Source organism: Agrobacterium sp. 719_389 (genome assembly GCF_900188475.1).
Taxonomy (GTDB): Bacteria; Pseudomonadota; Alphaproteobacteria; order Rhizobiales; family Rhizobiaceae; genus Agrobacterium; species Agrobacterium radiobacter.
In genome coordinates, this window is record NZ_FYEM01000001.1 from 350,954 (window position 1) to 372,109 (window position 21,156).

General features: G+C 59.8%; 19 protein-coding genes. 11 read left to right on the plus strand and 8 right to left on the minus strand.

Annotation, left to right across the window (positions count from 1 at the left end; all coding sequences use genetic code 11):
- Nucleotides 1–86: 86 nt before the first annotated feature.
- The gene (hemN, locus tag CFB10_RS01800; RefSeq protein WP_020012593.1) at nt 87–1,436 is read right to left on the minus strand and encodes an oxygen-independent coproporphyrinogen III oxidase; all 1,350 of its coding nucleotides are present in this window, start codon (nt 1,434–1,436) and stop codon (nt 87–89) included.
- Between the two features lie 212 nt (nt 1,437–1,648).
- Between hemN and fnrN the strand changes: the two genes are divergently transcribed.
- Nucleotides 1,649–2,374, plus strand: a complete 726-nt coding sequence (gene fnrN / locus CFB10_RS01805) for a transcriptional regulator FnrN (RefSeq protein WP_003502897.1) — start codon at nt 1,649–1,651, stop codon at nt 2,372–2,374.
- A 547-nt stretch (nt 2,375–2,921) separates the two neighbouring features.
- Here fnrN and CFB10_RS01810 read toward each other — a convergent pair.
- Nucleotides 2,922–3,347, minus strand: coding sequence for a hypothetical protein (locus CFB10_RS01810; protein ID WP_244559837.1), 426 nt, complete (start codon nt 3,345–3,347; stop codon nt 2,922–2,924).
- Nucleotides 3,348–3,485: 138 nt separating this feature from the next.
- On the opposite strand from CFB10_RS01810, the gene CFB10_RS01815 reads away from it, so the two are divergent.
- The 6 genes from CFB10_RS01815 (at nt 3,486) to CFB10_RS01840 (ending at nt 10,126) form a co-directional block, all read left to right on the plus strand.
- Nucleotides 3,486–5,345 carry an alpha/beta hydrolase gene (locus tag CFB10_RS01815; RefSeq protein WP_020012597.1) on the plus strand — a complete coding sequence of 620 codons (1,860 nt, stop codon included), beginning with the start codon at nt 3,486–3,488 and terminating at the stop codon, nt 5,343–5,345.
- A gap of 33 nt (nt 5,346–5,378) precedes the next feature.
- Nucleotides 5,379–6,098, plus strand: a complete 720-nt coding sequence (sfsA, locus tag CFB10_RS01820; RefSeq protein ID WP_020012598.1) for a DNA/RNA nuclease SfsA — start codon at nt 5,379–5,381, stop codon at nt 6,096–6,098.
- 31 nt (nt 6,099–6,129) lie between these two features.
- A complete protein-coding gene (gene map, locus CFB10_RS01825) occupies nt 6,130–6,969 on the plus strand; it encodes a type I methionyl aminopeptidase (RefSeq protein ID WP_020012599.1) in 840 nt (279 codons plus the stop codon).
- Nucleotides 6,970–6,982: 13 nt separating this feature from the next.
- Complete coding sequence (gene radC / locus CFB10_RS01830; protein ID WP_020012600.1) at nt 6,983–7,825, plus strand: DNA repair protein RadC; 843 nt, start codon at nt 6,983–6,985, stop codon at nt 7,823–7,825.
- Between the two features lie 137 nt (nt 7,826–7,962).
- Complete coding sequence (locus tag CFB10_RS01835) at nt 7,963–8,385, plus strand: TadE/TadG family type IV pilus assembly protein (RefSeq protein ID WP_020012601.1); 423 nt, start codon at nt 7,963–7,965, stop codon at nt 8,383–8,385.
- A 1-nt stretch (nt 8,386) separates the two neighbouring features.
- The gene (locus CFB10_RS01840) at nt 8,387–10,126 is read left to right on the plus strand and encodes a TadG family pilus assembly protein (protein ID WP_020012602.1); all 1,740 of its coding nucleotides are present in this window, start codon (nt 8,387–8,389) and stop codon (nt 10,124–10,126) included.
- Between the two features lie 66 nt (nt 10,127–10,192).
- On the opposite strand, the gene CFB10_RS01845 is transcribed toward CFB10_RS01840, so the two are convergent.
- The gene (locus CFB10_RS01845) at nt 10,193–11,569 is read right to left on the minus strand and encodes a class II 3-deoxy-7-phosphoheptulonate synthase (protein ID WP_020012603.1); all 1,377 of its coding nucleotides are present in this window, start codon (nt 11,567–11,569) and stop codon (nt 10,193–10,195) included.
- Nucleotides 11,570–11,770: 201 nt separating this feature from the next.
- Entirely contained in the window at nt 11,771–11,956 is a 186-nt protein-coding gene (locus CFB10_RS01850) for a hypothetical protein (protein ID WP_026364111.1), read from the minus strand.
- A gap of 144 nt (nt 11,957–12,100) precedes the next feature.
- On the opposite strand from CFB10_RS01850, the gene CFB10_RS01855 reads away from it, so the two are divergent.
- A complete protein-coding gene (locus CFB10_RS01855) occupies nt 12,101–12,961 on the plus strand; it encodes a LysR family transcriptional regulator (protein WP_026364112.1) in 861 nt (286 codons plus the stop codon).
- A 47-nt stretch (nt 12,962–13,008) separates the two neighbouring features.
- On the opposite strand, the gene gor is transcribed toward CFB10_RS01855, so the two are convergent.
- From gor to rpiA, 3 genes are all read right to left on the minus strand, one after another.
- Nucleotides 13,009–14,397, minus strand: coding sequence for a glutathione-disulfide reductase (gene gor, locus CFB10_RS01860; RefSeq protein ID WP_020012606.1), 1,389 nt, complete (start codon nt 14,395–14,397; stop codon nt 13,009–13,011).
- A 143-nt stretch (nt 14,398–14,540) separates the two neighbouring features.
- Nucleotides 14,541–15,110: a DUF2059 domain-containing protein gene (locus CFB10_RS01865; RefSeq protein ID WP_003524811.1), complete on the minus strand. Its 570-nt coding sequence runs from the start codon at nt 15,108–15,110 to the stop codon at nt 14,541–14,543.
- Nucleotides 15,111–15,126: 16 nt separating this feature from the next.
- Entirely contained in the window at nt 15,127–15,822 is a 696-nt protein-coding gene (gene rpiA, locus CFB10_RS01870) for a ribose-5-phosphate isomerase RpiA (RefSeq protein WP_003502924.1), read from the minus strand.
- A gap of 191 nt (nt 15,823–16,013) precedes the next feature.
- On the opposite strand from rpiA, the gene CFB10_RS01875 reads away from it, so the two are divergent.
- Together CFB10_RS01875 and CFB10_RS01880 are read left to right on the plus strand one after the other, a co-directional pair.
- Entirely contained in the window at nt 16,014–16,715 is a 702-nt protein-coding gene (locus tag CFB10_RS01875) for an HAD family hydrolase (protein ID WP_020012607.1), read from the plus strand.
- Between the two features lie 25 nt (nt 16,716–16,740).
- Complete coding sequence (locus CFB10_RS01880) at nt 16,741–17,304, plus strand: hypothetical protein (RefSeq protein ID WP_020012608.1); 564 nt, start codon at nt 16,741–16,743, stop codon at nt 17,302–17,304.
- A 77-nt stretch (nt 17,305–17,381) separates the two neighbouring features.
- On the opposite strand, the gene CFB10_RS01885 is transcribed toward CFB10_RS01880, so the two are convergent.
- Nucleotides 17,382–19,250 carry a murein L,D-transpeptidase gene (locus CFB10_RS01885; protein WP_020012609.1) on the minus strand — a complete coding sequence of 623 codons (1,869 nt, stop codon included), beginning with the start codon at nt 19,248–19,250 and terminating at the stop codon, nt 17,382–17,384.
- A gap of 500 nt (nt 19,251–19,750) precedes the next feature.
- Here CFB10_RS01885 and fumC point away from each other — a divergent pair, with 500 nt between their 5' ends.
- A complete protein-coding gene (gene fumC / locus CFB10_RS01890) occupies nt 19,751–21,142 on the plus strand; it encodes a class II fumarate hydratase (protein WP_020012610.1) in 1,392 nt (463 codons plus the stop codon).
- The last annotated feature ends 14 nt before the right edge of the window (nt 21,143–21,156 follow it).

Here is a 21,156-nt window from a genome sequence, read left to right on the forward strand (position 1 = left end):
CCTGTCTGACGCACCACATAGGCAAGTCGCACAAAAAAGCCAATGGTTTCGTGACGTAACTTTGTAATTTGCCCAAAAACTGTTGCCTAAACAGCAACCGAATGACGGCCGCGTCCGTTACCGAGATAGGTGTCGAAGATTGCCGCGATGTTACGCACGAACGGCTTTCCGGCCTCCGTCACGGCAAAAATATCGGCGTCCAGCCGCACCACGCCATCCCTGTCGCCTGCTGCGAACAGCTGCGCCTGATCCCTCACGGAATGGCTCATCTTGCCGAAACGGTGCCGCAATTGCGAAAGATCGATCGAAAAATCGCACATCAGCCTTTCGATGACGTGCGAGCGCAGATGATCCTCCTCCGACAGTTCAATGCCCTTGACGACGGCAAGCCCGCCCTCGCCCGCCATGCGCTGATATTCCCCCGTCGCCACCATGTTCTGCACATAACCCTGCGGCAGCCTGCCGATCGAGGATGCACCAAGCCCGATCAGCGCATCGGCGGTGTCAGTCGTGTAGCCCTGGAAATTCCGCCGCAGCGCGCCGGCTTCTGCGGTCCGGCATAATGTATCGGTCGGCTTGGCGAAGTGGTCGATGCCGATCGCCTTGTAGCCTGCCCGTTGCAGCATCTCGCCCGCCATCGTCATCTGGCGGTAGCGCTCGGCAATATCCGGAAGCGCGTGTTCGGGGATCAGCGACTGGTGTTTTTTCATCCAGGGAACATGGGCGTAACCGAAAAGCGCGATGCGATCGGGATCGAGCGACACGATCTGGTTGACGGTCCTTTCCAATGTCTCACAGGTCTGGAACGGCAGCCCATAGAGAATGTCGCAGTTGACCGAGTGCACGCCCCTCGCCCGCACGGCATCCACGACCGATTTCGTCTGTTCGAAAGACTGGATGCGGTTGATGGTTTTTTGCACTTTGTCATCGAAGTCCTGAACGCCGAGACTTGCCCGCGACATGCCGATGGCGGCAAGCGCGTCATAGCGGCTGTCGTCCAGATCATTGGGGTCCATCTCGACGCTGATTTCAGGTGCAAGCCCGAAGGTGAAGTGACGCCGCAGACAGTCCATCAGGCTCTTTATGTCCTCCGGCTTCAGCATGGTGGGCGAACCACCGCCGAAATGAACAGCACTCACCACCGCATCGGGCGAAACAAGCGCGCCAACCGCCGCGATCTCCTGCTTAAGTGCTTCAAGATAAACTGCAATCGGCTCGTATTTCAGCGTGTGCTTGGTGTGGCAGGCGCAGAACCAGCACAGCCGGTCGCAATAGGGAATATGCAGATAAAGCGATATGCGATTCCTGTGGCCAAGCGCGCCGAGCCAGCTGCGATAGGCGCCATTATCGATTCCCTCGTGGAAATGCGGCGCGGTCGGATAGCTCGTGTAACGCGGCACTGCACCCGAATATTTGTGAAGAAGTTCGGTATTCATCACCCGATTTGCCTTTTATCAAGAAAATGTCGATTTCCTCTCTTTCAGTAACGGCTGCGACAGTTTGCAACTTTGACTTCAATCAAATTGCGCCATAAGTTCTTGCTAAAGTAGACGCGGGGACGACGGCTACGTGGCGAAAGCCTTGCATGAGACCGGATTTGATACCCACGGTCGCAATCGTCCCGAAAAGCCAGCATTGGAAAAGGCTTATGGACACGCTGCAGAAGACCATCCACAATTCGGAAGAGCCCGTTGTTTGCCGCTCCTGCGAGGCGCGTCACGGCGGTCTTTGCAGCACGCTGACACCACAGCAGCTCTGCGATCTCAACCGCCATTCCAGCCGCAAAAAACTGGAAGCCGGCAACGAGCTTCTCGGTCAGGGCGAACTCGTCACCTCCTATGGCAATATCCTGAAGGGTGTGGTGAAGCTGTCGAAAATGATGTCGGATGGCCGCCAGCAGATCGTCGGCCTGCAATTCGCGCCGGATTTCCTCGGCCGTCCGTTCCTTGCGGAGAGCAAGATGACGGCGGAAGCCGCAACCGATGTGGAGATTTGTCTCTTTCCCCGTCGCGTTGTCGACCGCATGGTCTCCGAAGTACCCGATATGGAACGCAAGCTTCACAACCAGTCCCTGAAGGAACTGGATGAGGCGCGCGACTGGATGCTGACGCTGGGTCGCAAATCGGCGCAGGAAAAGGTTGCCAGCTTCCTTTATATGATCGCCACCCATATCGATCCGGAAAACGACGACAAATCCTGTTTCGACCTGCCGCTTTCACGCGCCGACATCGCCGATTTCCTTGGACTCACCATCGAAACGGTTAGCCGGCAAATGACCAAACTGCGTAAGGAAGGCATTATCCGCATCGAGAACAACCGTCACATCACGGTGCCTGATCTCGACGTGCTGAGCGAAGCCGCCGGCAACGACTGACGGGCTTTCCCTTCGATCATTGCCCCTGAAGCGCGGATGCTCCGAAATTGATGTGCGGCGCCCGCGCCTGTGCGGGTGCGAGCGCAAAACTGGCAAAAACCAGCAAAGCGGCGATGCATTTCATGATATTTCACCCCGTGCCTCGCTTTTTCAGCGGCCTGTTTGTTATGGCTGCATCATAGCGGCAAACCTCATCCATCCGCTTAACATCTTGGGTAAGCGGAAGGTTCAAAGGCAGGGTAAAGAAGGGGTTATGATTGCCGGGCCGACAGGACCTTCAGCCGTGATTGTCGCTGTAGCAAGTTCGGCACCCCCTCTTGTTTCTTGTCCCCGGCGGGGAGAAGGTGGCCCGAAGGGTCGGATGAGGGGCAAGCGCAGAGATATGCGGAGAGCTTACCCCCTCATCCCGCTGCCGCGGACTTCTCCCCGGCGGGGAGAAGAAACCGGGCGCACCCGCTTGCTCCATAGGGAATTCCCCGTTTGGGTGCATGTTTCGTCAATCAAAGATAATCTGACCAGTCGCTGAGACCGCGCAAACTGCATGATCTCACTGCGAGGCTGCAGGCGTCGCAACCGGCTTCTGGTTTTCGGCAAGCGCCCGCAGCTCGGCCACCCGGCGCTTGTATTCGGCTTCCGAAATCTGGCCGTTGCGCCTTGCCGCACCGAGGCGCGAGAGGTTTGCTTCCATGGTTGAAGCCTCATCCTCACCCATCTGGGTGCCCGCGGCCGTCAGCGGCTGCGAGAAGGTCGGATAGGTGCCGGTATCGCGCTTCTGGCTCACCGCATTGTCGCTGACGGGGCGCGGACCGACGATTTCAGTCGTGGGACGGCGCATATGGGCGGGCGCAACAATCGGCTCCGGGGCCTTGCAGGCTGCAAGCGCGGTGACGAGCAATGTGCCGGAGAGCGAAAAGACAGCGATTCTCGCGGCGTTTTCCGCATATGTTCCCCATGTGCCCATGTGCTTGCCCATCGTCATGTTCCGCCTGTAAGGATATCGCCGATATCGAATTCGACTGCGGTTCGGCCCTTTGCGGCCTCCCCTTGCTGGTGGAACTTGTATTCGTTTTCATGCAGAATGTGCAAACACAAATTTGGTGGAGGATGGCGCATGGCAGGTGTTGACGGCGGGGCAGAGAAAAAGGGTGGAAAAACGCCCGGTTTCGACGCTACTTCCGCCGAGGCCTACCTGATCCGCGACCCGGAAACCTTCGCGATCAATATCGCCCGCGCGCTGGAGAATCTCGGCAAGGCCGCCTCCGAATGGCTGGCGCCGCGCGAACGCGGTGAAATTCCGCAGGCAAGCGCTGATCCCGTGACCGATCTGGTCAAGACGCTCTCCGATGTCGCCGAATACTGGATGGCAGAACCGAAGCGCTCGCTCGAAGCGCAGACCCATCTGCTTTCCAGCTATTACGATCTGTGGGCGAAATCGGTGGCGCAGTTTTCCGACGACGCCGATTCGGCTTTTGAAAAACCCGCCGAAAGCGGTCCTGCCGTCCGCAGGAGCAGGCGTTTTGCCGATGCCGACTGGCAGGCCAATCCGTTCTTCGATTTTCTCCTGAAAGCCTACCAGACCACCGTCGGTTTTGCCGACCGGATGGTGACGGAGGCAGACGGGCTGGACGAACATACCCGTACCAAGGCGCTGTTTTACATGCGCCAGGTGACGGAGGCCCTCTCGCCGGCCAATTTCGTCTTCACCAATCCGCAGGTCTTTCGCGAGACGGTCGCCTCCAGCGGCGCCAATCTCGTCAAGGGCATGGCGCAGCTGGCGGAGGATGTCGCGGCCGGCAATGGCCATCTGAAACTGCGCCAGACCGATTACAGCAAATTCGTCATCGGCCAGAATATCGCCGTCACGCCTGGCAAGGTCGTGGCGAAAAGCCCGCTCTGCGAAATCATCCATTATGCGCCGACGACGCAGAAGGCCTTCAAACGGCCGCTGCTGATCGTGCCGCCATGGATCAACAAATTCTACATTCTCGATCTCAACCCGCAGAAATCCTTCGTCGGCTGGTGCCTTGAGCAGGGCCACAGCGTGTTCATGGTCTCCTGGATCAATCCGGATGCCCGTCTGGCCGACAAGGGCTGGGACGATTACATCCGCGAAGGCATCGATTTTGCGCTTGATACCATCGAGGAACGGACCGGCGAGAAGGAAATCAACGCCATCGGCTATTGCGTCGGCGGCACGCTTTTGTCCTCGGCGCTGGCGCTGCATGCGCAGGAAGGCGATGAGCGCATCCGCAGCGCCACGCTGCTGGCCGCCCAGACCGATTTCATCCATGCCGGCGACCTCAAGGTGTTCATCGACGAAGGCCAGCTTGCGGCGCTGGACAAGCACATGCAGGCGGTCGGTTATCTCGACGGTTCGATCATGGCGACCGTCTTCAACATGCTGCGCGCCTCCGATCTCATCTGGCCCTATGTGGTCGATAACTACCTGCGCGGCGCCGAGCCCCTGCCCTTCGACCTGCTGTACTGGAACTCCGATTCGACCCGGGTGACCGCCGCCAGCCACTCGTTTTATCTGCGCAATTGTTATCTCGAGAACAATCTCGCCCGCGGACTGATGCGCGTTGCCGGCAAGCGCATCAATCTCGGCGATATCACGATACCCGTCTATGATCTCGCCACCCGCGACGACCATATCGCACCGGCGAAATCGGTCTTCACGGGCGCTGCGCTGTTCGGCGGGCCGGTGGAATTCGTACTCGGCGCTTCCGGCCATATCGCCGGTGTCGTCAACCCGCCGCAGCTTGAGAAATACCAATATTGGACGGGACCGTCACCGGCCGGAGACTTCGACGCCTGGCAGGCCGCCGCCACGGCCCATAAGGGCTCGTGGTGGGTGCACTGGCAGAACTGGATCGAAAGCCAGAGTGCCGAAAAGGTGAAGGCGCGAAAACCGGGGGACGGCAAGCGCCCGGTGCTCGGCGATGCGCCGGGAATCTATGTCCTGTCCTGATCACGCCCGCTACCTCTTAGTCTTTCAGGCCCCATGTTCTTCACACCCCCGCTTATTCCCGCAACGTTGATCTCCCGCTACAAGCGTTTCCTCTTCGATGCCGTTCTGGAAGACGGCACGGCGATCACCGGCTCCTGCCCCAATACCGGCTCCATGCGCGGGCTGACGACCCCGGGCTCCCGCATCTGGCTTTCCGAACACGACAGCCCCACCCGCAAGTACCGTCACATGCTGGAAATGGTCGAGGCCGATGGCACCGTGGTCGGCATCAATACCGGCATGCCGAACCGGCTGGCGGAAGAAGCGATCCTGAACGGCCGCATTCCGGAACTCGGCGGCTATTCGACGATCCGGCGCGAGCAGAAATACGGCCGCAATTCCCGCATCGATTTCCTGCTGTCCGAACCCGGCCGGCCGGACGCCTATGTGGAAGTGAAGAACGTGCATTTCATGCGCGAGCAAGGCCTCGCCGAATTTCCTGATACCGCCACCAAACGCGGCGCGAAACATCTGGAGGAATTGGGTGACGCAGCGGAATCTGGTTACCGTTCAGTGATGCTCTATCTCATCCAGCGCGGTGATTGCGACCGGATGCGCATCTGCGACGATCTCGATCCCGTCTATGCGCTGGCGTTTCAGCGGGCGATGGCGCGCGGCGTGGAGGCCTATGCGGTCAAATGCACGGTCTCCCCGGCACAAATTTCAGTCAGCGGAACGGTTAAGATGGACGAATGGCGTCCGGCTGTTTTATGAACGGGGACGTAAAGAGACAGAAAGCACCAAGATGGTCACCTATATCGAAGCAGCCTCCGCCCCCCTCAAGAATACCGGCGTCATCCGCCTTTATACGCCTGAGGACTTTGACGGCATGCGCAAGGCGTGCCAGCTGACGGCGCGTTGCCTCGATGAACTGGCAGCCATCGTCAAGCCGGGTGTGACGACTGACGCCATCGACCGCTTCGTCTTCGAATTCGGCGCCGACCATGGCGCGCTGCCGGCGACGCTGAATTATCGTGGTTATACGAAATCCGTCTGCACCTCGATCAACCATGTGGTCTGCCACGGCATTCCGGATGAGAAGCCGCTGCGCGAAGGCGATATCGTCAATATCGACGTGACCTATGTGCTTGACGGCTGGCACGGCGATTCGAGCCGCATGTATCCCGTCGGCCAGATCAAGCGCGCCGCCGAGCGGCTGATGGAAGTGACCTATGAATGCCTGCTGCGCGGTATTGCCGCCGTAAAGCCCGGCGTACGCACCGGCGCGATCGGCGCTGCGATCCAGGCCTATGCGGAAGCGGAACGCTGCTCCGTGGTGCGTGATTTCTGCGGCCATGGCGTCGGACGCCTGTTCCATGACACACCCAACATCCTGCACTACGGCCGCCCCGATGAAGGCCCGGAAATCCGCGAGGGCATGATCTTCACCATCGAGCCGATGATCAATCTCGGCAAACCGCATGTGAAGGTGCTTTCGGACGGCTGGACCGCGGTGACGCGTGACCGTTCCCTTTCCGCCCAATATGAACATGCCGTTGGTGTCACGGCCACCGGCTGCGAAATCTTCACGCTGTCACCGGGTGGTTTTGATCGTCCGGGCCTGCCGCCGCTTTCCCCCGCATAAGGCCAGACCGCCTATGGCAAAACGCCCCGCCTCGCCTTCCGCCGATCTTTCCACGACGTCAGGCTTTGAGGCGGGCGAAGGCGATCTGTTTGAAGGGGCGGATGAGCGCGGCTTTTTTGCAGAACCGCGAAATGCGCCCAGGAAACCCGAGCGGGCCGTAGCCACCGCAGAACAGGAAACGGATGCGGCCCATTATCACGGTCACCGCGACAGGCTGCGGGCGCGTTACCGCGATGGCGGCGATGCAGCGCTTGCCGATTACGAGTTGCTGGAGCTTCTGCTGTTCCGGCTGATTCCGCGGCGCGATACCAAACCCATCGCCAAGGCCCTCCTTGCCCGGTTCGGAACCCTTGGCGGCGTTCTCGGCGCTCCTTTGGCATTATTGCAGGAAGTGAAGGGCGTGGGCGAAGCCGTGGCGCTTGATCTGAAGCTCGTCGCCTCCGTTTCCCAGCGCATGCTGAAAAGCGAAATCCGCAACAAGCAGGTTCTCGGCTCCTGGTCGTCGGTCATCGATTATTGCCATGCCGCCATGGCCCACGAGACGCGGGAACAGTTCCGCATCCTCTTCCTCGACAAGCGCAACGTCCTGATCGCCGACGAGGTGCAGGGTCAGGGAACCGTGGACCACACGCCGGTCTACCCGCGCGAAATCGTGCGGCGCGCGCTTGAGCTATCCTCTACAGCCTTGATTTTAATACATAATCACCCGAGTGGCGACCCCACCCCTTCGCGAGCGGATATCGAGATGACCAAAACCATCATCGATACGGCAAAGCCGCTCGGCATCGCCGTTCACGACCATATCATCATCGGCAAGGATGGCCACGCCAGCTTCAAAGGCCTTCGGCTGATCTGAAGCAAACGCGAAAGTTTAACGCGAGTTGCAACCCATAGAGGCGGCATCAACACAAAATTAACACCTATAAATTAGCATTTCCGAAAATAATAAATCAAGGCATCGAACCTTGATGCCTGAAGGAACGGGGGTGCTTTATGTTTAATGGAGTGCGTTTCTTTCGCGATAGATCCGGCTCGTCTGCTGTCGAGTTCGCCATCGTCGCACCGATATTCTTTCTCGTCCTGCTCACGATGATCGCCTACGGCATTTATCTGATGGCCGCCTATTCGGTGCAGCAGATCGCCGCCGATGCGGCAAGAACGGCCGTTGCCGGACTGAACACCACCGAACGCCAGCAGCTTGCCCGCGATTTCGTCAGCAAAAGCGATCTCAGCTACGCCTTCATGGACAAGACGCGTTTCACCGTCAACGTCGCCACCGATCCCGCCAATGCCAACCAGTTCACGGTCAAGGTCGAATATGACGCCCGTAACCTGCCGATCTGGAGCCTCTACAGCTACACCCTGCCCGAGCCGGTCATCCGGCGTTTTTCCACCATCCGGATCGGAGGAGCATGACATGCGAGATATCCATTCCCTTCTCCCCCGCTTCCTCAAGGATAAAACGGGCAACATCGCCATCTCGGCGGGGCTCACCGCACCGCTCTTCATCGGCATATTGGCGCTCGGTGTCGATTACGGTTACCTGACATTGCAGAAACGGCAATTGCAGCAGACCGCCGACCTCGCCGCCATCTCGGCGGCAGCCAACGCCACCGATGCCGAAAAAGCGGTTCAGCAATATTTTGCCCTCAACGGCATGGATCTCGGCGTCCGGACGGCCCAGGGCATCTTGACCGCCAAGGGGCTCCAGCCATTCGATCCCCTGAATGAATTCGCCAGCAGCAAGGGTTATGCCGAAGTCATCAAGGGTCACTATGAGCCGGATGCGACGGTCCCTGTCGGCCAGCGTTTTGTCGATAACGCCCTGCCCACCAATGCGATAAAAGTGAACATCGTCGAACAGGGGCAGATATTCTTCGCCTCCGCCTTCACCAAGCCGCCAAAGGTTTCGGCGGTCGGAACGGCCTCGTCCCAGAAGATCGCGGCATTTTCGGTGGGATCGCGGCTCGCCAGCCTCGATGAGGGAATTCTCAACAGCCTTCTCGGCGGCCTGCTCGGCACCACGGTGTCGTTGAAGCTGATGGATTATCAGGCGCTTCTCGCCGCCGATGTCAACGCACTGAAGATCGTCGAGGCGCTGGCCATCGATCTCAACCTCACCGCCGGCACCTACAAGGATGTTCTGAAGACCGAAATCAGCTACGGCAAATTCCTCGACGTGCTGACGAAAACAACGGGATTGCAGCCGGCGGTCGTCAACATTCTGAATACGCTGCAAAAAACCGTCAACAAGAGCAACGTCAAGATCAAGCTCGAGGAAATCCTCAATCTCGGCCCGTTCTCGGACAAGCTGATCGGTACGGGTGAAAACCTCAAGGTCACCGCCGGTGTCTTCGATCTCATCAATGCCGCAGCGGTAGCCGGCAATGGCGGCAATCAGCTGGGGCTTAATATCAACGCCAATCTTCTCGGTCTCGCCTCGGTCAAGGCAACGCTTGCCATCGGTGAACCGCCGGTCGAAACGCCGTCGCTTGCCGTTGGAGGTCAGGGCACCGTGGTGCGCACCGCGCAGACCCGGCTTGCGGTCAATGTCGTGGTTGACGGGCTTCAGGCCATTGCCGGCCTCAAGGTCAATCTTCCGCTCTATGTGGAAGTCGCCCATGCCGAAGCGCGGCTTGCCGATATTCGCTGCACGGGCGGCGGACAGGGAACCGTCGATGTCGAGGTCGTTCCCGGCGTCGCGGAAATCGCTCTTGGCAATGTCGATACCACGGCCTTTGCCAATTTCGGCAAGGATCCGCGTGTCACCAAGGCGGCAATCGTGGATTCGGCGCTGCTCGCCATCAATGGCAGCGCCCTCATCAACGCCACCAATATGACCAAGACCAAGCTGACCTTCACGCAGTCCGATATCACCCAGGCCAAGATCAAGAGTGTCTCCACCAAGGACACCGTTACCACTCTTGTCAGTTCACTGCTGAAGAACCTCAATCTGGATATCAGGCTTCTCTTCCTCAACCTTGATCTGGGAGGCCTCGCAGGCATTCAGGCGGCGCTTGCCAACACGCTTGCGGTGGTCACAGCACCCGTCGATCAGCTGCTTTACAACGTGCTGCTGGTTCTCGGCGTCAAGATCGGCGAAGCCGATGTGCGGGTCACGGATGTCCGCTGCCAGCAGCCGGCGCTGGTGCAATAGTCCAGCACCGCGCACGAAAAAGCCGCCGGAAGGTCTCCCGGCGGCTTTTTTGTTTATGTCGTCAGATCAGGCGTTGGCAATCGCCAGACGCTTCTCATCGCGGCCGCTTTTCATGCGCTCGGACAGCAGGAACGCCAGCTCCAGCGCCTGATCGGCGTTGAGGCGCGGGTCGCAATGGGTGTGGTAACGGTCCGACAGCGAATCCGCCGTCACGGCGCGCGCGCCGCCCGTGCATTCCGTCACGTCCTTGCCGGTCATCTCGATATGGATGCCGCCCGGATGCGTGCCTTCGGCGCGGTGGATCTGGAAGAAGCTTTCGACTTCCGACAGGATCCGCTCGAACGGACGCGTCTTGTAGTGGTTGAGCGTGATCGTGTTGCCGTGCATCGGATCGCAGGACCAGACGACCTTGCGGCCTTCCTTCTCCACCGCCCGGATGAGCTTCGGCAGGCTGTCCGCCACCTTGTCATGGCCGAAGCGGCAAATCAGCGTCAGGCGGCCGGCCTCGTTCGCCGGGTTCAGCGCATCGATCAGCTCGATCAGGTTATCGGGCGTCAGCGACGGACCGCATTTCAAACCGATCGGGTTCTTGATGCCGCGGAAATATTCCACATGCGCATGGTCGAGCTGGCGTGTGCGGTCGCCGATCCAGATCATGTGGCCCGACGTGGCGTACCAGTCGCCGGAGGTGGAATCGACGCGGGTCAACGCCTCTTCGTAACCGAGCAGCAGCGCTTCATGGCTGGTGAAGAAATCGGTTTCGCGCAGGCTCGGATTGCTGTCCGCCGAAATGCCGATCGCCTTCATGAAATCCATGGTTTCGGAGATGCGGTCGGCCAGCTTGCGATAACGGTCCGCCTGCGGGCTGTCCTTGATGAAGCCGAGCATCCACTGGTGAACGTTTTCGAGGTTGGCATAACCGCCCATCGCGAAAGCGCGCAGCAGGTTCAGCGTCGCCGCCGACTGGCGGTACGCGTCGAGCTGACGCTCCGGGTTCGGAATGCGCGAGGCCTCGTTGAATTCGATACCGTTGATGATGTCACCACGGTAGGACGGCAGGGAAACGCCATCCTGCACTTCCACGTTGGAAGAGCGCGGCTTGGCGAACTGGCCAGCAATGCGTCCTACCTTCACAACGGGCAGCTGCGCGCCATAGGTCAGGACGACGGCCATCTGCAGGAAAGCGCGGAAGAAGTCGCGGATATTGTCCGCGCCATGCTCAAGGAAGCTTTCGGCGCAATCGCCGCCCTGCAGCAGGAAGGCGTTGCCTTCGGCCACATTGGCAAGCTGCTTTTTCAGGCGACGGGCTTCACCGGCAAAAACCAGCGGCGGATAGGTCGCAAGCGTGGCTTCCGTCGCCGCAAGCGCCGCCGCGTCAGGATATTCGGGAACCTGCTGGATTGGCTTCTGCCGCCAGCTGCCGGGGGTCCAATTCTGTGCCATGTTCTTACCCTTTTCTCGCCCGCGCGACTGCCGCGCGACCGCCTCGAAAAATTGAGCGGCTTATAGCTCCAAGCGCCGAGTTTGCATAGACACCCGCGCCCCCGCACCTCCCTTTCCGGCCCTTTTGATGCCGTCCGACGAAGAAAAATCGTTTCAAACGATTAAAATATCACAAGATGGTGTCCGCCTGTTCCCAAGCAATCAAGAAATTCCCCATTTTGCGCGGATATAGTGGCGCAGGCAAAGAGGCAGATGGAAGAGAAAGACTGCCAGTCGGTCCATGGCAGAGGACGGCCATGTCTCCCACTCATCATCACTCCCGCCTTGCCTGCGCAGTACTTCAGTGCGCCTCATCTTTTCCATCAGGAACATGGTTTCCGGTAACATCTCTGTCTCCTTGGTGTGGAGACGAGTTAAGCGGACCCGGCGGGAGAGAGCATAGGTGCACGTTTGAAAGACCCGTTTCATATAAAAACGGAGAATGCGGCCCCTGATGCGCATAGGGTGCTGCGGTGATTTGGAGAAGATGCCGTGAAGGAAGTAGACTGGGACGAACTAAAGCTTTTCGACATTGTTGCGACAGAGGGAGGTTTGGCTGGTGCTGCAGGCAGGGCCGGGCTCAGCGCGCCAACAATTGGCCGGAAAATGCTCCTTTTGGAACGCAAGATCGGAAGAACGCTCTTTATTCGAAGCCAGAACGGATACAGGCTCGCCCCGGATGGTGAGGTCCTCCTCGAAAAGGTTCTGATCATGCGACAGAGCGCGGCAGAGATCGCGCAATGGCACGGTGAGGCCTTCTCGCTGCCGATTGTTTCGATATCGAGCGACATCTGGATTGCGGGCTTCATAGCCGCCAATACGGCAGCCATCCGGGGCCCATCCGACGCTTTTCGGCTGTGCTGCAAACAATGCGAGAACGAAGACGAGCTGACCTATCGGCGCGGCCTGATTTCGATAAGGCACGACAAGCCAGCCACCGGAAATTTTGCCGTGCGCAAATCGGTCGACGTCGCCTATTGCGCCTATCGCCCGCAGGACAGTTCAGGCGAAGAGTTCACGCAATGGATTTCAATTGGAACCGAGGTGGCGGCGTCCGACGCGGAGAAATGGGTATTTCGTCATCGGGAACCGCTTATCCACACCTGGACGAACGCGCCCTCACTTTTACCGGGCCTTATCCAGGGCGGCGCGGGAAAAGGCGTCCTGCCGTGTTTCGTTGGCGATGCCCTGCCCGGCCTTGTCCGCGATGGCGGGGCGATCGAAGAATTATCCCATCCGCTGTGGATCGTCGTCAACGATGACGACCGGCATGCCGCGGAAATGCGGCTCGCCATAGACCGTCTTGTTGCCCTTTTAAAGAGCAACGAGGACCTGTTCAGCGGGCGTCGGTGATAAGCGGGCGAAAATCACCGATGTGCCGAAGTGGGGGGGGGGGGTGACTAGACCTTTTCGCCGTTCACCACGCGGTAGCTCGGCGAATACATCGTCACCAGTTCCTCGGACGCCGTCGGATGAACCGCCATGGTGCGGTCGAAATCATCCTTGGTGCAGCCGGCTTTCAGCGTGATGCCGAGAAGCTGCGCCATCTCACCCGCCTCATGGCCGAGAATATGGACGCCGACAACCTTGCGGTCGGCAGCATTGACGATCAGCTTCATGATCGTCTTTTCCTGACGGCCGGATAACGTCGCCTTCATCGGGCGGAACTGGGCGCGATAGACCTCCAGTTCCGGATATTTCCTGCCGGCTTCCTCTTCCGAAAGACCGACCGTGCCGATTTCGGGCTGCGAAAACACCGCCGTCGCGATCAGTTCGTGATCCGGCTTGGTCGGGTTGTTCTTGTATTCGGTTTCGATGAAGCACATGGCCTCGTGGATCGCCACCGGCGTCAGCTGTACCCGGTCGGTGACGTCACCCAGCGCGAAGATGTTCGGCACGTTCGTACGCGAGTAATCATCGACGATGATCGCGCCCCGCGCATCGAGTTTAACCCCGGCATTTTCGAGGCCAAGGCCCTTGGTGTTCGGATCGCGGCCAAGCGCCAGCATCACCAGGCCGACATGCAGCGAGCTGCCCTGCTTCGTGCGCGCCACGAAGCCACCGGCGCCATCCTTGCTGACGTCCTCGATGATGTCTTCCAGAATGATGCGGATGCCCTTGGCCTCCATCGCCTCATGCAGGCCCTTGCGCATGTCGTGATCGAACCGCGAGAGGATTTCCTTACCGCGATAGATCAGTGTCGTTTCGACACCAAGCCCGTGGAAGATATTGGCGAATTCCACGGCGATGTAACCGCCGCCGGCGATCAGGATCGATTTCGGCAGCTCTTCCAGATCGAAAGCCTCGTTGGACGAGATCGTTAGCTCATGGCCGGGCAGCGCCTTGTGCTCGTTCGGCGTGCCGCCGACGGCGATCACGATACGCTCGGCCGTGAACGTCTGGCCGGTTTTCGTGAGCTTCACGGTGTGGGCGTCAACCAGTTCCGCCCGGCTGTCGAAAATGTCCGCCTTGGCGTTTTCAAGACCCTTGCGGTAGAGCCCTTCGAGACGGGTGATTTCCTTGTCCTTCGCCGCGATCAGCTTCTTCCAGTCGAAGCTGCGTTCGCCGACGCTCCAGCCAAATCCTTCCGAGTCCTCGAAATGTTCCGGGAATTGCGAGGCGTAGACGAACAGCTTCTTCGGCACGCAGCCGCGGATGACGCAGGTGCCGCCATAGCGGTATTCCTCGGCGATTGCCACGCGCTTGCCGAGCGAGGCCGCTACACGGCCGCTGCGCACGCCGCCAGAACCGCCACCGATGACGAAGAGATCGTAGTCATAAGCTGTCATAGTCAAAACCCCTGATCAAAACCGCCGTCCTCAGCCTCGAGACGGGTGGCGGCGCATTCACGGCACATATAGGTGCTGCGACGCACAAATGAAAAGCCCGGTCTTGCAACCGGGCTTTGAATATTTCTGAACTGTCTCTTCAATCAGGGCTTGGGAGCTGCCGGAGCGCCGCCCGTGGCGTTCTGATCGGCCGGAAGCGGCTTCAGATCGGCGCCGGCGACTTTCTGCAGTTCCGACATGCTGGAGGCGTTCAGGTCACGGTTGATGCCGGCGGCCCAGATGTCGGCGGCCTTCATCAGTTCGCGCGTGGCGATCGGGCCGTCCTTCAGGAGCTTCTTGCCGGCTTCGCTGCTGTAGAAGGTGGAAATGGCGTTCAACTCTTCAACGGTGAAAGCGCGCGCATAGGTCAGCGCAGCTTCGCGCTCCAGATCGGCGCGGCGCGGCGCAAGCTCAAGCGCCTTCGCGTCAACGGTCTCGGTGATCGCGTCCTGCACATTCGGCGAGGCCTGAATGAGTTCGGCCTTCAGACGCTCCGCCAGTCCAGGCAGGATGTCGTCGAAACGGTCGGTGACGCCAAGAGAGGTGATAGCCTGCCGTGCGGCAGCGATATGCGCTTCCGAAATTTCCTGAGCGCGTGCGGCAGTACCGAACACGATGCCGGAAATGAGGATCGAAGCAGCGGCAGCTTTGCCCAGTCCCGCTAGTTTGACCATGAAAATCTCGCTCCTGTTATACTGCCTGCATCACGCGGGCGCCTTCAGGACCCGCGATAATGGCAAGCGATGCCAAATTTATGAAAAGTCCGTGCTCGACGACACCGGGAATCGTGTTCAGCTCGCGTGCTAGCGCTTCTGCATCAGGAATACGGCCAAAAGATGCGTCAAGGATGAGGTGTCCACCGTCGGTCATGAAGGCGCCATCACCGGACGAGCGCATCGTCAACGCGCCCGAAAGGCCTGATCGCGCCGCCAGTTTTTCGATGGCGATGCGCGTTGCCACCTGGCCGAACGGGTTGATTTCGATGGGAAGCGGAAAGGCGCCAAGCGTCTCGACGACCTTGCTCTGGTCGGCGATGACGATCACGCGGGCGGATGCCGCAGCCACGATCTTTTCGCGCAGAAGCGCGCCGCCGCCGCCCTTGACGAGACGCAGCGCATGATCGACCTCGTCGGCGCCATCGATGGTCAGATCAAGCTCCGGCAATTCATCGAGGGATTTCAACGGCACGCCAAGCTCGACGCACAGGCGCGCGGTACGCTCGGATGTCGGAACGCCCTCGACCTTGAGGCCGGCTGCGACCTTTTCGGCCAGAAGCCGGACAAATTCCTCGGCCGTCGAACCCGTGCCGATACCAAGCCGCATGCCGTCCTGAACGTGGGACAATGCGGCCTCGGCGGCCTTGATCTTCATCTGGCGGGCATCCATGTGCCTGAAACTCCGGTAGCTTTGTCGTCGCCGTGCTGTTTACACGGGTCGAAAGCCAAACGAAAGCCTTTTTCAAGGCAACGAACAGAACGTTGTGACGCGGTTGCAAAGCAAAAGCCGTTTGCCTAGGCTTGGCCGCAACGAACGCACCGATACCAACGCCAAAAGCATTCTCCAAGAGGCCAGTTCCCGTGACATCCCGCCCGCTCTCCCCGCTCGCCATTTTCGACCTCGACGGCACGCTGGTCGATACCGCCGCCGACCTCGTCTCTAGCCTCAATCACACCATCGCCGCAGCCGGTCTTGCGCCCGTCACCTATGACGACCTGACGCATCTCGTCGGCCAAGGCGCGCGAGTGATGATCAAGCGCGCCTTCGCGCTGCGCGAAACGGAATTGCCGGAGGCCGAGATCGAACCCCTCTATGAGCGTTTCATCACCCATTACCGCGCCGAAATGCCCGGCGAGAGCCGCCCCTACCCCGGCATCGTCGGCGTGCTGGATGCGCTCTCGGCAGCCGGTATCACACTCGCAGTCTGCACCAACAAGACCGAAATCCTCGCTCTGCCGCTGCTCGAAAAACTCGATCTCACCCGATATTTTGCCGCCATCACCTGCGGCGACACCTTTTCCTTCCGCAAGCCGGATGCCCGCCATATTCTCGGCACCATCGAAAGGGCCGGCGGCGACCCGCAGCGCACGATCATGGTGGGTGACAGCATCAACGACATTCTCGCCGCCAAGAACGCCACCGTGCCCTCGATCGGCGTTACCTTCGGTTATACGGATGTGCCGATGGCCGAACTCGAACCGGATGTCGTGATCGATGATTTCGCAGCGCTGACGCCCGATCTGGTCAGAAGGCTGCTGACAGGGCGCAACGCGGCAGCGTAAATCAACCGCTACCGGTAGGCTCGCCATGGTCGATCGCAATTTCTTTTTCCCACGCACCGCTGTCGGCATCGTCGCCGTTGGCGATTCCGGCGAGGCCCTGCTTTTGAGGGCGATGCTGGAAAGTCTCGGCGCATCGGTGAGGCTCTATCTCCCCGGCACGCCGGAAGATATTCTGGCCTGCCTGAAACAACCCGATCAGCCGCCGCCCTATCTCATCATCAGCGGCCATGGTGATGAAAACGGCCTTGTCGTCGGCGAGTTTGATACGGAGGTGACCCGGATCGGGTTGAAAGACGGCAGCATGTGCGCCGATATTCTTTCGGGAGACATCGACCTGCGGGACACAGTCGTTTTCAGTACCGCCTGCTGTACGGGCTCGCAGGCTTTCGCCAAAGCCTTCATGGAAGGTGGTGCAAGAGCCTACATCGCCTCGCCCGGTTATCCCGACGGCGCGGCGACGCCGCTTTTCGTTCATCTGTTCTTTTACGAACTCCTCATCCGCAAATCATTGCTGGAGGATGCACTGCGGCACGCAAATACGCTCGATACAGATGGCCAACTGGGATTCACGCTTTTTACTGCATCATAGCCAAAAGACTGACCGATGATCGCAGAAACAAAAAAGCGCCGTCTCCGGCGCTTTCTTTTTCTCAAATCTGGTCTTGATCAGATCGACGCGGCCCGCGCCTTCGTCGTTACGGCGAAGGCCTTCTGCACATAGCTGTCGCGATCATAGACATCGTCGAAGAATTGGACCTTGCCGTCCTTGTCCGGCCATGCGGTGAAATAGGCCACATAGACAGGAACCTTCTCCGGCACCTGCACGGCCCGGTTCTTGCCGGATGCGATCTGCTCGCCAACCTTGTCGACGCTGGTGCCCAGAACCGCGGCCGCCATGCGGCGCGGATCGACCAGGCGGATACAGCCATGGCTCAGCGCCCGCATGTCGCGGTTGAAGAAGCTCTTGGCCGGCGTGTCATGCATGTAGATGGCATGTGCGTTCGGGAAGAGGATCTTCAGGTCGCCCAGCGCATTGTCGCTGCTCGGCGGCTGACGCACGGAAATCGCGTTGGTGGAGCCGTACCAGTTGACGCTGGTGGAAGAAACGGCACGGCCGCCCACCTGCACTTCGTAACCCAGACGGTCGAGATAGGACGGATCACGACGCAGCTTCGGCAGCATCTCATTAACGATGATCGACTGCGGCACCCCCCAATAGGGATTGAACTCGACGGTCTGGATCTCATCCTGGAAGAAATAGGTCTGGTTGGCCTTCGAGCCGACCACCACCTTCATGCCGAACTGTTCCAGGCCGTCATTGTGGTAATAGGCCATGAAAGCGGGCTGGTTGATGAAGACGTAACGCTGGCCGAGATCGGCCGGCAGCCAGCGGACCTGCTCCATGGCCACCTGCACCTTGACGATCTTGGCGTCATTGCTTTCGCCGACCATGGCGCGCACGGTCGCGCGGCCGATGACGCCATCCGGCTTCAAGCCGTTTTCGCTCTGGAACGCCTTCACCAGATCGACGAGATCAGGCGTATAATCCGGCGTCTGCTGATAGGCGGAAATGATCGCCGCATGTTCGGCCTTGAAGGCGGGCGAAGCGCGATGTTCGATGGCCTTCACGACATTGGCCATATCCGCGCTGCTGTTGCCGGGCTTCAGCACCAGATCGGCGGGAACGCGCACGACATGCGCCGCATCACCCTCGCCGCGCAGGCGGGCAAGTTCGGACTTCAACGCCAGATATTCAGCGCTCGACGGTTCGCGGCTGCGCAGATAGGCGGCGACATCGGGGCTGAGGCCCGCAAGCTTCAGCACAGGTGCGAGGTTCACCGTCTTGCGCTTGAAATCATGGTAGCCGGAAAGCCGGTTCGGATCGACACGGCCACGGGTCGTATCCTGCACATAGGCAAGAACCTTGGCGGAGAGCGCCAGCTCGAACTGCATCTGCGCCCGCTGATAGGCGTCGGATACGGGCGCCGAGGCCGTTTCGACCGGCGTGCCGGTTGCAGTCGTGCCTGCAGCATTGCTGCTGATGCTGGCGGTCACGTCCCTTGCCGGTGCGGAAATGCTGTAATCGGCCGGATCGAGGCCGCTTTCGCCCACCGTCTCGAAAAAGGCGATGACGGCATTGGCGCGCTCGGTGAGCTCACCTTCCGAAACCCACAGCGTCTTGCCGCCGGCGCCATAATAGGCTTCTAGCGCCTTGGCGATCTCTGGCGTGGCGCTGAATTTCAGATTGGCGAGACCTTCGCCGAAATTCGCCGTGTTCACCGCACGCGCCGCATCCGCCTTGTAGTCGTAATAGCGCGGGCCGGAAACGCGCGGCAAGGGCTCGGGATCGGACGCGTCCGCACTCTGTCCCGCGCCAGCCCCGGAGGTCGAGGGCGAGGTGACGATGCCGGCCGGCGGCAATTCACCGCGATCACGCGCGATCTTGCCGGGGCCGCCGCGCAGGAGGTCCATCAGCGTAACCGCCCCGGCGCTGCCGGGAAGAGCGGTGGAAACGGAAAGACCGAGAGCCAGCACCAGCGCTGCGGATGATTTTCCAGATGTGACTTGCAATTTGATCCTCGTAGCACCCAGCACCGCCAGCAAAGGGCGGGCATCAGTTTCATGCCTGTCTAGCCGATCGCCGGCCCGTTGAAAAGAAAACGCCCAAAGCCCACAACCGTGCCGAAATGAACCTTATGATACAGCCAAAGCCATAAAAACGTAATTTCCAGAATTGGCGAGAATGGTTAAATTTCTATTTATTTCATTCACTTTACCCTGCCCCAACAAACCGTCAGCGCCCCCGGTAAAGCCCGGTTTTCCGGCCATTTCACGTCGTAGTAAAAATGACACGCCGACGCCTTTTTCTCCGCGCACCACGCCACACGGTAAAATCGCTTTTGCGCGGCGGGAAATATCTGCCTCTGCCGCATTGCAGTGCTTTCATTGCCGGCGTGATGATTCTATATATCGGCCGCGCAAGGCGGGCGAAGGCGCCGTTTTGGCGGAGGAACACGAGTAAAAAGGCAAGATTGATGACAGCCACACGGACGGAAACCGATACATTTGGCCCTATTGAAGTTCAGGCCGATCGCTACTGGGGCGCGCAGGCGCAGCGCTCGCTCGGCAACTTCAAGATCGGCTGGGAAAAACAGCCCGCCTCTGTCGTTCGCGCGCTCGGCATCGTCAAGCAGGCAGCGGCCCGCGCCAATATGGCTCTTGCCGGCCTCGACCCCAAGGTCGGCGACGCCATCATCGCGGCTGCTCAGGAAGTCATCGACGGCAAGCTGACAGAACATTTCCCGCTGGTCGTCTGGCAGACCGGCTCCGGCACGCAATCCAACATGAATGCCAATGAGGTGATTTCCAACCGCGCGATCGAAATGCTCGGCGGCGAAATGGGCACCAAGAAGCCGGTTCACCCCAATGACCACGTCAATATGAGCCAGTCCTCGAACGACACCTATCCGACGGCGATGCACATCGCCTGCGTGGAAGAGATCGTTCACCACCTGCTGCCGGCCCTCAAGCACCTGCACTCGGCGCTGGAAGCCAAGGTCAAGCAGTTCGAAAAGATCATCAAGATCGGCCGCACCCACACCCAGGATGCCACGCCGCTGACGCTCGGCCAGGAATTTTCCGGCTATGCCGCGCAGGTCGCCTCGGCCATCGCCAATATCGAACTCACCCTGCCCGCACTTTCCAAGCTCGCCCAGGGCGGCACGGCTGTTGGCACGGGCCTCAACGCCCCCATTGGTTTCGCTGAAAAAGTTGCCGATGAGATCTCCAAGATCACCGGCCTGCCCTTCGTGACCGCGCCGAACAAGTTCGAGGCGCTCGCCTCGCACGATTCCATGGTCTTCTCGCATGGCGCGATCAACGCCGCAGCCGCAGCGCTGTTCAAGATCGCCAACGACATCCGCTTCCTCGGCTCCGGCCCGCGCGCCGGCCTCGGCGAGCTCTCGCTGCCGGAAAACGAACCCGGCTCGTCGATCATGCCGGGCAAGGTCAACCCCACCCAGTCGGAAGCGCTGACCCAGGTTTGCGCCCATATCTTCGGCAACAATGCAGCCCTCTCCTTTGCCGGTTCGCAGGGCCACTTCGAGCTGAACGTCTATAACCCGATGATGGCCTACAACTTCCTGCAGTCGGTCCAGCTTCTCGGCGATGCCGCCGTCTCCTTCACCGACAATTGCGTCGTCGGTATCGAGGCACGCGAAGACAATATCAAGAAGGGCGTCGAAAACTCGCTGATGCTGGTGACTGCGCTCAACAGCAAGCTCGGCTACGACATCTGCGCCAAGATCGCCAAGACCGCACACAAGAACGGCACGACCCTTCGCGACGAGGCCGTCGGCGGCGGATACCTCACCAACGAGGAATTCGACCAGTATGTGCGCCCGGAAAACATGATCGGGCCGAAGTAAGCCGATCGGGATTT